We start from the raw sequence: 12,097 nt of genomic DNA, 5'->3' as shown, positions 1-12,097 counted from the left end.
CATGAGGGGGCACGCGGTCTCTCGCGTGCGCTGGCCTCCAAACCTGCCCGCTAACATCTTGGCGATCAGCCATCAAAGGGCTGGATTTCCGGCTCCGGATCGTCAATTCTGATTTGGAACTTACCATCCGTGCCAAACGCGGAGGAGATGTCCCATGGAGGAAGCGCGTCCGGAGCGGTTTGTCCGCAAGGTCGGCGGTGAGCTGGTGTCGTCCGTCATCGCGCGGTCAGAGCCGATCAGGGTCGAGCTGCTCAGCCGGACCTCGCGGCCCCGCATGAACTGGCACTTCCGCCAGCCCGAACTGACGTTGTTCTGGTTCCGCAACGGCTGCTCGCGGTTGCAGGCCACAATCAACGGCCGTCCGGTCGAATATGAATTCTCCAGGGCGGCCAACCTCGCGCTGTTTCCCGCCGGTACGGAGATCGAGGGGGAGTGGTCGGTCGGGCCGGCGTTCGACTATGTGGTCGTCTTCCTCGACCCAAAATTCGTGCAGAGCCGTCTCAATGGCTTGATCGAAACGCCCGCGATTGCGTTCGGCCATGACCAGCTCTGTCGTGGTCTCTCCGAACTCTGCCAGGAAGCGACCACGCCGGACAATCTGTTCGATCTGTTCGCCGAGGGCTGGGCCAGCCAGGCGCTGGCCCATATGGCGCGGCTGTCGCGCGGCGCGGAACCGGCGAAGGCGCCGAGCCGCGGCGGACTGCCGGCGCTCAAGCTGCGGAGGATCGAGGAATTCGTCCGGGCCAATCTTGGCGAGACGATCTCGTTGTCGGCACTGTCAGATGTTGCCGGCCTGAGCAAGCGGCATTTCCTGCGCGCGTTCCAGGAGAGCATGGGCACCAGCCCGCATCGCTATGTGCTCGGCCTGCGCATCGAGGTGGCCAAGCGCCGCCTCAGCGACACCGATGAGAGCCTGACCAGCATCGCGCTGGCGTCGGGATTCAGCCACGCCCAGCATTTCTCGTCGACGTTCAGGCAAGTCACGGGTGTCAGTCCGTCGGTATTCCGGCAGCAGGGCCGGGCGTGAGTTTCGGCGCTTTTTTGCAAGTCGAGGCGCTTTCCAGCAAGCGCCGGCGCACGGTCCATCGTATGCCGACGTTGCGCTCAGGGTTCGGTCGCGTCCGCGCATTGGAGAAGGAAGCAAAGCATGCCAGGGCCATTGGCGGGAGTTCGCGTACTTGATCTGACCGGTGTCGTTTCGGGCCCGTTCGCGACGATGTTTCTGGCCGATCAGGGTGCGGATGTCCTGAAGGTCGAACCGATCGGCGGCGACATCACCCGCCGCAGCCGGGCCAATGTCGACAAGACCGGCGAGTTCTCGGCGCTGTTCATCTCGTCGAACCGCGGCAAGCGTTCGCTCGCGATCGACATGAAGACCGATGCCGGCCGGGACGTGCTGGGCAAGCTGGTCCTGCAGTCCGACGTGCTGGTGCAGAATTTCCGGCCTGGCACGATGGAACGTCTCGGGCTCGGTCCGGACGAGGTGCGCAAGAAGAACCCGCGGCTGATCTATGTCTCGATCAGCGGCGTCGGCGAAGACGGGCCTTACGCCAAGAAGCGCGTCTACGATCCGATCGTGCAGGCCCTGTCGGGCTTCTGCGATATCCAGGCGCAGCCGGTGACCAACCGTCCGCAGATGATCCGGACTATCGTGGCCGACAAGACGACGGCGGTCTATGTCGCGCAGGCGATCACGGCGGCGCTCTACGCGCGGGAAAAATCCGGCAGCGGCCAGCATATCCAGGTGGCGATGCTCGACGCGATGATCGCCTATCTCTGGCCGGAAGGCATGATGCAATACACCGTGGTCGGCCGCGAGGAGGCGACGGCGGATCCGAACGATCGTCCCGATCTCGTGTTTCAGACCTCGGACGGATATCTCACTTGCGGCACCATCTCCGATTCCGAATGGCAGGGCTTCTGCAAGGCGACCGGTGATCCGGAGCTGGCCAACGATGCGCGCTTCGCCACGCCGGCTTCGCGCTCGGTCAACGCAACGGCGCGCATCAACAAGATGCAGGACTATATCGGCAGGCACACCACCGCCGAATGGCTCGCGCGGCTTGATGCGGCCGACGTGCCCTGTGCGCCGATCCTCCGGCGCGGCGAAATCATCGCCAACGAGCAGGTGGTCGCGCGCGGGCTGATCGCCGAGCTCGAGCAGCCCGGGGTCGGTACGGTGCGGCAGCCGAAGCCCGCGGCGCGTTTCGACGTGGATGCGGCCGCGATCGGCGGTCCTGCGCCGCGCATCGGACAGCATACGAGGCAGGTGCTGTCCGACCTCGGCTACGGCGATGCTGCCATCGAACAGATGATCGCGCAGAAGGCCGTGCGCGCGGTCTGAGCGACCGCGCCGCGCAAGGTCACCATTGCTGAACCGAACAACCGCCGTCGGTGGGAGATGTCCTATGGCCGAGACGAACAAGACTGCCTTATTGGTTGGCGCGGGCGATGCGATCGGCGCCGCGGTGGCGAGGCGCTTCGCCGCCGGCGGTTACACCGTCTGCATCGCGCGGCGCGATGCGGCGAAATCGAGCGCCCTGGTGGAGGAGCTGACCGGCGCCGGAAGCCGGGTGCATGCGCTCAGTGTCGACGCGCGGCGCGAGACCGAGGTGCAGGAACTTTGCGAGCGGGTCGAGCGCGAGATCGGGCCGATCGAGGTCTGCCTGTTCAACGCCGGCTCGAACGTCAAGAAGGAGCTGCACGAGACCAGCGAAAAGCTGTTCTTCAAGGCCTGGGAGCTCGCCTGCTTCGCCGGCTTCCTGGTCGGGCGCGAGGCGACCCGGCACATGCTGCGGCATGGCCGCGGCTCCATGCTGTTCACCGGCGCGACCGCGAGCGTGCGCGGCAGCAGCGGCTTTGCGGCATTCGCATCCGCCAAGTTCGGCCTGCGCGCGGTTGCCCAGGCGATGGCGCGCGAGCTCGGACCGAAGAACATCCATGTCGCGCATCTCCTGATCGATGCCGGCGTCGACAGCCCGGCCATTCACCAGCGGATGAAGGCCGCCACGGGCGTCGATGCGTCGGCGATCCCGCCGGATTCGTTGACACGGACGTCCTCGATCGCGGAGGCCTACTGGTTCGTGCATCAGCAGAGCCGCGACGGATGGAGCCATGAACTCGATCTGCGTCCCTCCGTCGAGAAATGGTGACGTCATGCCGGAGACGCTGACGCTATGGGGGGTGGGGACATCGCGGACGATCCGGGCCCATTGGGCATTGCACGAATTGGGGCTGGACTATCACTGCAAGCCGATCCTGCCGCGCTCCGGCGAGACCAAGACGCCGGAATACACGCTGCTCAATCCGCGGCAGAAGATTCCCCTGCTGCAGGATGGCGACTTCACGATCGGGGAGAGTGCCGCCATCGTCGCCTATCTGGCGCGCCATTATTCCAACCCGAACATCTCGCTCGTTCCGGTCGAGGAGCGCGACTTTGCACGATGGCTGGAATGGTGCTTCTTCATCGTGGCGGAACTGGACTCGACCAGCCTCTACGTGATGCGCCGCCATGACGTCCAAGGCCTCGCCCACATCTACGGCCATGCTCCGGATGTGGTCGTGAAAGCGGCCGAGTATTTTCGCCAGCAGCTCCGCCATGTCGAGGTCGCCTTGTCGGACGGCCGCCAGTATCTGATGGGCGATCAATTCACCAGCGCGGATATCCTGCTCGCGACATGCCTGGTATGGGCGATCGACTACGGTGTCGGGGTTTGCGACGTCGCAACGCCCTATCTCGACCGCGTCACGGCGCGGCCGGCCTATAAGGAAAGCGTCGCGATCAATACCGTGAAGAGCTGATCGGTCGCGCCATTCAGGGTTGGCGCTGCCGGGGACCGCCGATCTCGCATCCAGGCATCAGACCAAACCGGCCGTGCAGCCCGCGCCAGAGGCTGCCGCAAAGTACGCTCAGAAGCTTGCGCATCGACTTCCCCCTCGACATCCGCCGACTGCGATCCTGCTGACGTCGTCGGCGCAATGACAGAGCCAATTCTGGGCAGGCCTGCGTAGTTTTTAAGCAAAGCGTTCTCGCGGCCGCGCGGCGCGCGCCGAAAAATCTCATCAGATTCAAAAGCCGGCGGTGTGGCACGCCTCGTGCATCAGGGGCATCGAGTTGGCCGCTAGGGTTCCGACCTTGAGACACAAGGTGCTGGTCCGAGAGCAGCCGCTTGCGGGGGAGACATCCCCGCAGGTGCACGGCGGGATAAAAGCCCGGGAGACCTCGTTAGCCAAGGGATTGGCGGAGCGATGGTCTTTTCGCCAGTCCTTTTTTGTGAAGTTTCGCAAGAGGGATCGGCAATGAACAAATTCGTCTTCTTCCTCCGCTCTGTTGTCACCGGCTGCGCGATCGTGCTCGCGGCCGCATCCGTCGCTGACGCCGCACCGAAGAAAAGCTTCAAGGTCGCCTGGTCGATCTATGTCGGGTGGATGCCGTGGGGCTATGCGGCCGACACCGGCATCGTCAAGAAGTGGGCCGACAAATACGGCATCACGATCGAGGTCAAGCAGTTCAACGACTACGTCGAATCGATCAACCAGTATACCGCCGGCGGCTATGATGCCGTCACCATCACCAATATGGACGCGCTGTCGATTCCGGCGGCAGGCGGTGTCGACACCACCGCGGTCGTGATGGGCGATTTCTCCAACGGCAACGATGCCGTGATCCTCAAGAACAAGTCGGATCTCGCCGCGATCAAGGGCCAGACGGTCAACCTGGTTGAGTTCTCGGTGTCGCACTATCTGCTGGCCCGCGCGCTCGAGACCAGCAAGCTGAGCGAGAAGGACGTCAAGGTCGTCAACACCTCCGATGCCGATATCGCAGCTGCCTACAAGACGCCCGACGTCAACGCGGTCGTGACCTGGAATCCGATCGTGACGGAAATCCTCGGCTCGCCTGATGCAAAGAAGGTGTTCGACTCCTCGCAGATCCCAGGCGAGATCATGGACCTGATGGTGGTCAATACCGCGGTCGCCAAGGACAATCCGGATTTTGCCAAGGCGCTGGTCGGCATCTGGTACGAGACGTTGTCCAGGATGACGGCGAACGATCCGGCCGCGAAGGCTGCCAAGGAGGCGATGGCCAAGGCCTCCGGCACCGACCTCGCAGGTTTCGACAGCCAGCTCTCGACCACAAAACTGTTCGACAAGGCAACCGACGCCGAAGCCTTTACGCGCAGCCAGACCATCGGCGTGACCATGGACCGCGTCCGCAAGTTCCTGTTCGAGAAGGACCTGCTCGGCAAGGGCGCGAAGTCGGTCGACGCGGTCGGGATCGAGCTCGCCGACAAGTCGGTGCTGGGCGACAAGTCGAACGTCAAGCTGCGCTTCGATCCGACCTACATGGACGAAGCCGCCAAAGGCAAGCTTTGACGTCAAGCTCTGACGCGCGCCGCGTCGCCTCAAGCAGGAGCCGGACATGCGACTTGTGAACATACGGCCGGGACGGCAGACGCGATTCTATCTGCTCGCGCTGCCGTTCCTGTTGGTCGCAATCGCCTACTTCGCTGGCTCCAGCGCGCGGCTCACGCAAAACCCGAACGACAAGCTGCTGCCGGCGCTGCCCAGCATGGTGCAGGCCGTCAAGCAGATGGCGTTCGAGGTCGATCCGCGCACCGGAGGCTATCTGATGGCCTCCGACACCGTCGCGAGCCTGGGGCGACTGGGGTCGGCGCTGGCGATCTCGACGGTGGCGGCGCTCGTGCTCGGCATCGTGATCGGACTGCTGCCGGGCGCCAATGCCCTGCTCGGGCCGTTCGTGTCGGTGACTTCGATGGTGCCGCCGCTGGCGTTGTTGCCGATCCTGTTCATCGTGATGGGGTTGGGTGAGAACTCGAAGATCGCGCTGATCGTGATCGGGACGCTGCCCTGCATGATCCGCGACCTCGCCATGAAGGTGCAGGAGCTGCCGCGCGAGCAGATCGTCAAGGCGCAGACGCTCGGCGCCTCGACCTGGCAGATCGCGCTGCGCGTCGCGATGCCGCAAACCCTGCCGCGGCTGATCGACGTGCTGCGGCTGCAACTTGGACCGGCTTGGCTGTTCCTGATCGCGGCCGAGGCGATCGCCTCGGATTCCGGGCTCGGCTACCGGATATTCCTGGTGCGCCGCTATCTCGCGATGGACGTCATCATCCCTTACGTCGCCTGGATCACGCTGCTGGCGTTCCTGATCGATGCCGGCCTGCGCGTCACGCAGCGCAGGCTGTTCCCCTGGTTTGCCTCGGTGAGGGCGGAATGAGCGCGATCCGGTTCGACGACGTCTGGAAGGAATACGGCGACCACATCGTGCTTGAGCGCATCACGATGGAGGTCGAGCCGCGTGCCTTCATTGCGCTGGTCGGCCCGTCCGGCTGCGGCAAGACCACGCTGCTGCGGATGCTGCTCGGCGAGGAGCAGCCGAGCCGCGGCCAGATCTTGGTCGATGGCAAGCCGTTGCGCGCCGAGCCGGATGCCGACCGCGGCGTGGTGTTCCAGCGCTACTCGGTGTTTCCGCATCTGACCGTCCTGCAAAACGTCATGCTCGGCCGCGAGTTGCGCGACGCCAAATTCACGGCCCGGCTGTTCGGCGCCGCGCGCCGCGCCGCCGCCGACGAGGCCATGGCGTTGCTCGCCGAAGTCGGGCTCGCCGGTCAGGAGAGCAAATATCCATCGGCGCTGTCGGGCGGCATGCAGCAGCGCCTCGCGCTTGCGCAAGCGATCATGCGCGGCCCGAAAATCCTGCTGCTCGACGAGCCGTTCGGCGCGCTCGATCCGGGGATTCGCGCCGACATCCACCTGTTGATGAAGCGGCTCTGGAACGAGACCCACCTCACGGTCGTGATGGTCACGCATGACCTCAGCGAGGCGTTCGGGCTCGCGACCCGCGTGATCGCGCTGGAGCGGCAGCGCAACCGGCCGGAGGAGCGCGAGCGCTACGGCGCCACCGTGTCACGCGACCTCGAGATCTTCCCACGCCGCAGCGCCGAGCTGCGGTCATCAGTTCAACCGGCTCCGATCGGGACGACCCGGTCAGGCACGGAGCATCAGCCGGGACGGCCCGGCGCTCTCGTCTTGAAGGAGCAACCATGATCCTCACAGAGGAACAGAAGGCCGAGATCGCAGCGCATACCCGACGGTACAACGAGCTGAAGGCGGCAGGGCAGGAGCATGCGCCGCGGGCGCTGCCGGCGCCGACCGCGCGCGACGCTGCGCCGATCGCCACCGATGCCATCATCCATCGCGAGGTGATTCCGGCCGGCTGGTACTGGACCACCCGGCTGAACCGCGGCGATACGCTGCGTATCGTCAACAGTTCGGGGGCATCGACCGTCAGCCTGCTCGCCTGGAACAGCGCTGACACCACCGAGCGGCTCAACCACGCCGACACCATCAAGGTGCAGTGGGCGGCGCGGCTGCAGAAGGGGCGCGTCCTGCTCTCGGACATGGGGCGCGCGCTGCTCGGTATCACCGAGGACAGCAGCGCCGCGCATGATGCCCTGGTCGGCGGCTCGACTGCGGCGACCAACCTGGCCAAATATGGCGAAGGGAATTTCCGCAATACGCGCGACAATTTCATCCTCGCCGCGGCGAAGCTCGGGCTCGATCGCCGCGACGTTCATCCCTGCGTCAGCTTCTTTGCGCCGATCGCGATCGACGCGGGCGGCAAGTTTTTCTGGTCTGAGGCGCGCCGGCAAAAGGGTGATTTCGTCGATCTGCGCGCGGAGATGGACCTGCTGATTGCGCTGTCGAACTGTCCGCATCCGCTCGATCCCGCGGAAGGCTATCCGCAGGCGAGCGTGGAGATCGTGCGCTACCGCTCGGCCAAGCCCGCCGCCGATGATCTGTGCCGTACCGCGACGGCCGAGGCGATCCGCGCCTATCAGAATAATGCGCTGTATTTCGGCGAGATGAGCGAAGGAGCCGTGCGATGACCACGCAATCCGCTCAGAGCCGTGGCCGCGCCGTTCTCGACGTGGAAATTCCCGCGCGCAAGCCGTGGTCGGCCATCATCCGCAAAGGCCAGACGCTGCGGATCACCGATACCCATGGCCAGCAGGCGGTCGATACGCTGTTCTATCGCGCCGCCGACTTTGGCGAGCGCTACAGCGGCCAGGATACGCTGCGCGCGCAGGGTTCGGCCTATGTCGGGCTCGGCACCAGGATCATGTCCAATGAAGGCCGGGTGATGCTGCGCGTCACCGCGGATAGCTGCGGCCTGCACGACACCTCGGCGGGCGCCTGCTCCTGCGAGAGCAACACGGTGCGGTTCGGGCACCAGACCCGCTACCAGCACGCCTGCCGCGAGAATTTTGTGATCGAAGCCGCAAGGTACGGCATGTCGAAGCGCGACATCGTGCCGAACCTGAACTTCTTCATGAACGTGCCGATCGATCCCGCCGGCAACTTCACCGTGGTCGACGGCGTCTCCAAGCCCGGTGACGCCATCGAGCTGGTGGCCGAGATGGACGTGCTCTGCCTGATCTCGAACTGCCCGCAGATCAACAATCCCTGCAACGGCTTCTTCCCGACGCCGGTGCAGGTCACGATCTTCGAGCCGGAGGCTTGAGGCATGTTCAGCAAGGTCCTGATTGCCAACCGCGGCGAGATCGCCGGGCGGATCGGCAGAACATTGCACCGCATGGGCATCGGCTCGGTCGCGGTCTATTCCGACGCCGACCGCTTCACGCGGCCGGTGCTCGACGCCGACGAGGCGGTGCGCATTGGCCCGGCGCCGGCGGCCGAGAGCTATCTCAACGTCGATGCGATCATGGCGGCCTGCCTTGCGACGGGCGCGCAGGCGGTCCATCCCGGCTACGGCTTCCTGTCGGAGAACCGCCGCTTGGCCGAACGGCTCGCCGAGCACGGGATCAAGTTCATCGGGCCCCGGCCTGAGCATCTCGACGCCTTCGGCCTCAAGCACAAGGCACGCGAGATCGCCGAGGCTAGCGGCGTGCCGCTGTTGCCGGGCTCCGGCCTGCTGGAGACTATCGACGAGGCGGTGCGCGAGGCTGACAGAATCGGCTTTCCGGTGATGCTGAAGAGCACGGCGGGCGGTGGCGGCATCGGCATGCAGCTCTGCCACGACATGGCGACGCTGCGCGAGCGGTTTGAATCCGTGCAGCGCACGGCGCGCGCAAGCTTCGGCGATGCCCGGGTCTATCTCGAACGGTTCGTTGCGCGGGCACGCCACATCGAGGTGCAGATACTCGGCAACGGCAGGGGCGATGTGGTCGCGCTCGGCGAACGCGATTGCTCGCTGCAGCGGCGCAACCAGAAGGTTTTTGAGGAGACCCCCGCGCCGGGGCTCTCCGCCGAGATCAGGCAACGGCTGCATGCGGCCGCGGTGTCGCTCGGCAAGGCGGTGTCGTACGAATCCGCCGGGACGGTGGAGTTCATCTATGACGTCGCGTGCGAGGACTTCTACTTCCTCGAGGTGAACACCCGCCTTCAGGTCGAGCATCCCGTCACCGAGCAGGTCACTGGCGTCGACCTCGTGGAATGGATGATCCGGCAGGCGGCCGGCGAGGATGTGCTGGGCCAGGCCGGCGCGCTCGCACCAGAGGGCGCCGCGATCGAGGTGCGGCTCTATGCCGAGAACCCGGGCGCAGGCTTTCGCCCGAGCGCGGGCCGGCTGACGCAGGTCAGCTTTTCGCCGGATGCGCGGATCGACGGATGGATCGAGACCGGCACCGAGGTCTCGCCGTTCTACGATCCGATGCTGGCCAAGATCATCGTGTCGGCCGAGACGCGCGATGCCGCGATCGCAAAGCTGACGCGGGCACTGGATGATACGGTCGTCGCCGGCATCGAGACCAACCTCGATTATCTGCGCGCCATCGCGGCATCCGATGTATTCCGCGGCGGGCAGGTGGCGACCAGCGTGCTCGGCGCGTTCGCTTATCGCCCGCGCACCATCGATGTTGTCGCACCCGGTGCGCAGAGCGGGGTGCAGGAATTGCCCGGCCGCCTGCATCTCTGGCATGTCGGCGTGCCGCCGAGCGGGCCGATGGACGAGCGGTCGTTTCGTCTTGCCAACCGCGTGGTCGGCAATCCGGAGACGACGACCGCGCTGGAGTTGACGGTCAACGGCCCGACCCTGCGCTTCAATACCGATGCGATCGTCGCGCTCTCGGGCGCACGCATGAAGGCATCGCTCGATGGTGCCGAGGTCGCCCATGACGAGCCGGTCGCGGTGCGCGCGGGCCAGACGCTCGTGATCGGCAGCATCAAGGGCCCGGGCCAACGCGCATATCTCGCCGTGCGTGGCGGCATCGACGTGCCCGAGATTCTCGGCTCGCGGGCGGTGTTCGCGCTCGGCGCCTTCGGCGGCCATGCGACGGGCGCCCTGAAGGCCGGCGACGTGCTGCATATCGGTGCCGAGCCGTCGAGCCTTGCGGCGCCGCGCCGCGCAACGGAGGACGAGCGGCCGCAGCTCGCATCAGCGTGGCAGATCGGCGTGGTCTACGGCCCGCACGGCGCGCCGGACTTCTTCCTCGACGAGGACATCGAAACGCTGTTCGCGGCGAGCTATGAGGTGCACTTCAACAGCGCCCGCACCGGCGTGCGGCTGATCGGTCCGAAGCCGCGCTGGGCCCGCGCCGACGGCGGCGAGGCCGGGCTGCATCCGTCGAACATCCACGACAACGCCTATGCGGTCGGCTCGATCGATTTCACCGGCGACATGCCGATCATTCTGGGGCCGGACGGACCAAGTCTCGGCGGCTTCGTCTGCCCGGCGGTCGTCGCGCGCGACCAGCTCTGGAAGGTCGGCCAGCTCCGGCCGGGCGATACCGTCCGGTTCGTGCCGGTGAAGCGCGACGATCCGGTTGCAGGCCCCACGGTGCTGCGCGCGCCCGAACTCGGCTCGGCGGTTGTCGGCCGTCATGATGACGGCCCGATCCCCGTGGTGTACCGCCGCGCCGGCGACGACAATCTGCTGGTCGAATACGGCCCGATGGAGCTCGACATCGCGCTGCGGCTGCGCGTGCATGTGCTGGCGCAGGCGCTGGAGGATGCAAAGCTCGGCGGCCTGATCGACCTCACGCCCGGCATCCGCTCGCTGCAGATTCATTATGACGGCACCGCGCTGTCGCGAACGAAGCTGCTCGACGTGCTCAGGCGGATCGAGCGCGACTTGCCGCCGGTCGATGCGATGCGGGTGCCGAGCCGCACCGTGCATCTGCCGCTGTCGTGGCGGGATCCAGAGGCCGAGCTTGCGATGCGCAAGTATCAGGAGCTGGTGCGCGCGGATGCGCCATGGTGTCCGTCGAATGTCGAGTTCATCCGGCGCATCAACGGGCTCGGCAGTGAGGACGACGTCCGCCGCATCGTGTTCGATGCCGACTATTTCGTGCTCGGCCTCGGCGACGTCTATCTCGGCGCGCCGGTGGCGACGCCGCTCGACCCGCGGCATCGGCTGGTGACCACCAAGTACAATCCGGCGCGGACCTGGACGCCGGAGAACGCGGTCGGCATCGGCGGTGCCTATATGTGCATCTACGGCATGGAAGGGCCGGGCGGCTACCAGCTGTTCGGCCGCACCATCCAGGTCTGGAACACCTGGCGCACCACGCGGGTGTTCGAGCCTGATCATCCCTGGCTGCTGCGGTTCTTCGACAAGATCCGATTCTTCCCGGTCGACGCCGACGAGCTGCTTGACGCCCGCGCCGCGTTCCCGCACGGGCAATACGACATCAGGATCGAGCAGGGCGAGTTCTCCTACGCCGACTATGCGAAGTCCTTGGCCGAAGCGCGGCCGTCGATCGCCGCGTTCAAGGCGACGCAGCAGGCCGCGTTCGATGCCGAGCGCCAGCGCTGGCGCGAGATGAAGCTCGACGAGACGCGGGTGGAATCGATCGATGCAGGAGCTGCGGCAACCGGCATTCCCGACGGCCAGGTCGGCGCGTTCTCGGAGGTGCCGGGCAACATCTGGAAGATCCTGGTCGAGGAGGGCGCCGTGGTCGCAGCCGGCGACACACTCGCCATCATCGAGTCCATGAAGATGGAGATATCAGTGCATTCGCCGAGCGCGGGCCGCATTGCGTCGGTGCCGGTCAAGCCCGGCCAGACGTTGCGCGCCGGGGATGTGGTGGCGTTGATCCGGCCGGAGTAGATTCGG

Annotated in this window: 10 protein-coding genes and 1 riboswitch; all 10 genes read left to right on the top strand. The window is 65.8% G+C overall.

The genetic code is table 11. The features are described 5' to 3' along the window. Window positions 1–154: 154 nt before the first annotated feature. A complete protein-coding gene (locus tag ACVIGB_RS24925) occupies window positions 155–1,027 on the top strand; it encodes a helix-turn-helix domain-containing protein (RefSeq protein ID WP_456720645.1) in 873 nt (290 codons plus the stop codon). A gap of 120 nt (window positions 1,028–1,147) precedes the next feature. Beyond that, on the top strand, window positions 1,148–2,344 hold the full coding sequence (locus tag ACVIGB_RS24920; RefSeq protein WP_456720646.1) for a CaiB/BaiF CoA transferase family protein: 1,197 nt from the start codon (window positions 1,148–1,150) through the stop codon (window positions 2,342–2,344). Between the two features lie 64 nt (window positions 2,345–2,408). Next, window positions 2,409–3,152, top strand: coding sequence for an SDR family NAD(P)-dependent oxidoreductase (locus tag ACVIGB_RS24915; protein WP_456720647.1), 744 nt, complete (start codon window positions 2,409–2,411; stop codon window positions 3,150–3,152). Window positions 3,153–3,156: 4 nt separating this feature from the next. Continuing rightward, window positions 3,157–3,801 (top strand): glutathione S-transferase family protein, encoded by a 645-nt coding sequence (locus ACVIGB_RS24910; RefSeq protein WP_092123821.1) that lies wholly within the window; start codon window positions 3,157–3,159, stop codon window positions 3,799–3,801. Window positions 3,802–4,110: 309 nt separating this feature from the next. After that, a riboswitch (guanidine-I (ykkC/yxkD leader) is annotated at window positions 4,111–4,221 on the top strand. A 78-nt stretch (window positions 4,222–4,299) separates the two neighbouring features. Beyond that, the gene (locus ACVIGB_RS24905; RefSeq protein WP_456720648.1) at window positions 4,300–5,373 is read left to right on the top strand and encodes a putative urea ABC transporter substrate-binding protein; all 1,074 of its coding nucleotides are present in this window, start codon (window positions 4,300–4,302) and stop codon (window positions 5,371–5,373) included. 46 nt (window positions 5,374–5,419) lie between these two features. Then, on the top strand, window positions 5,420–6,238 hold the full coding sequence (locus ACVIGB_RS24900) for an ABC transporter permease (protein ID WP_456720649.1): 819 nt from the start codon (window positions 5,420–5,422) through the stop codon (window positions 6,236–6,238). Further along, a complete protein-coding gene (locus ACVIGB_RS24895) occupies window positions 6,235–7,068 on the top strand; it encodes an ABC transporter ATP-binding protein (RefSeq protein WP_456720650.1) in 834 nt (277 codons plus the stop codon). Before ACVIGB_RS24900 ends, ACVIGB_RS24895 begins: the two co-directional genes overlap by 4 nt. Beyond that, window positions 7,065–7,910, top strand: a complete 846-nt coding sequence (locus ACVIGB_RS24890; protein WP_456720651.1) for an urea amidolyase associated protein UAAP1 — start codon at window positions 7,065–7,067, stop codon at window positions 7,908–7,910. Before ACVIGB_RS24895 ends, ACVIGB_RS24890 begins: the two co-directional genes overlap by 4 nt. Beyond that, window positions 7,907–8,545 (top strand): urea amidolyase associated protein UAAP2, encoded by a 639-nt coding sequence (locus tag ACVIGB_RS24885; RefSeq protein WP_456720652.1) that lies wholly within the window; start codon window positions 7,907–7,909, stop codon window positions 8,543–8,545. The genes ACVIGB_RS24890 and ACVIGB_RS24885 overlap by 4 nt, the downstream gene beginning before the upstream one ends. Window positions 8,546–8,548: 3 nt before the next feature. Beyond that, window positions 8,549–12,091, top strand: a complete 3,543-nt coding sequence (gene uca, locus ACVIGB_RS24880) for an urea carboxylase (protein WP_456720653.1) — start codon at window positions 8,549–8,551, stop codon at window positions 12,089–12,091. Window positions 12,092–12,097: the final 6 nt, after the last annotated feature.

The sequence above is a fragment of the Bradyrhizobium sp. USDA 4341 genome, assembly GCF_054063755.1.
The sequence above is the reverse complement of the archived record's forward strand: the minus strand, read 5'-3'. Positions and strand labels throughout refer to the sequence as shown.

What these genes read in the sequence shown, in the direction of transcription:
- ACVIGB_RS24925 (WP_456720645.1), top strand. Translation starts at nt 155, where the DNA reads ATGGAGGAAGCGCGTCCGGAGCGGTTTGTCCGCAAGGTCGGCGGTGAG.
- ACVIGB_RS24920 (WP_456720646.1), top strand. Translation starts at nt 1,148, where the DNA reads ATGCCAGGGCCATTGGCGGGAGTTCGCGTACTTGATCTGACCGGTGTC.
- ACVIGB_RS24915 (WP_456720647.1), top strand. Translation starts at nt 2,409, where the DNA reads ATGGCCGAGACGAACAAGACTGCCTTATTGGTTGGCGCGGGCGATGCG.
- ACVIGB_RS24910 (WP_092123821.1), top strand. Translation starts at nt 3,157, where the DNA reads ATGCCGGAGACGCTGACGCTATGGGGGGTGGGGACATCGCGGACGATC.
- ACVIGB_RS24905 (WP_456720648.1), top strand. Translation starts at nt 4,300, where the DNA reads ATGAACAAATTCGTCTTCTTCCTCCGCTCTGTTGTCACCGGCTGCGCG.
- ACVIGB_RS24900 (WP_456720649.1), top strand. Translation starts at nt 5,420, where the DNA reads ATGCGACTTGTGAACATACGGCCGGGACGGCAGACGCGATTCTATCTG.
- ACVIGB_RS24895 (WP_456720650.1), top strand. Translation starts at nt 6,235, where the DNA reads ATGAGCGCGATCCGGTTCGACGACGTCTGGAAGGAATACGGCGACCAC.
- ACVIGB_RS24890 (WP_456720651.1), top strand. Translation starts at nt 7,065, where the DNA reads ATGATCCTCACAGAGGAACAGAAGGCCGAGATCGCAGCGCATACCCGA.
- ACVIGB_RS24885 (WP_456720652.1), top strand. Translation starts at nt 7,907, where the DNA reads ATGACCACGCAATCCGCTCAGAGCCGTGGCCGCGCCGTTCTCGACGTG.
- uca (WP_456720653.1), top strand. Translation starts at nt 8,549, where the DNA reads ATGTTCAGCAAGGTCCTGATTGCCAACCGCGGCGAGATCGCCGGGCGG.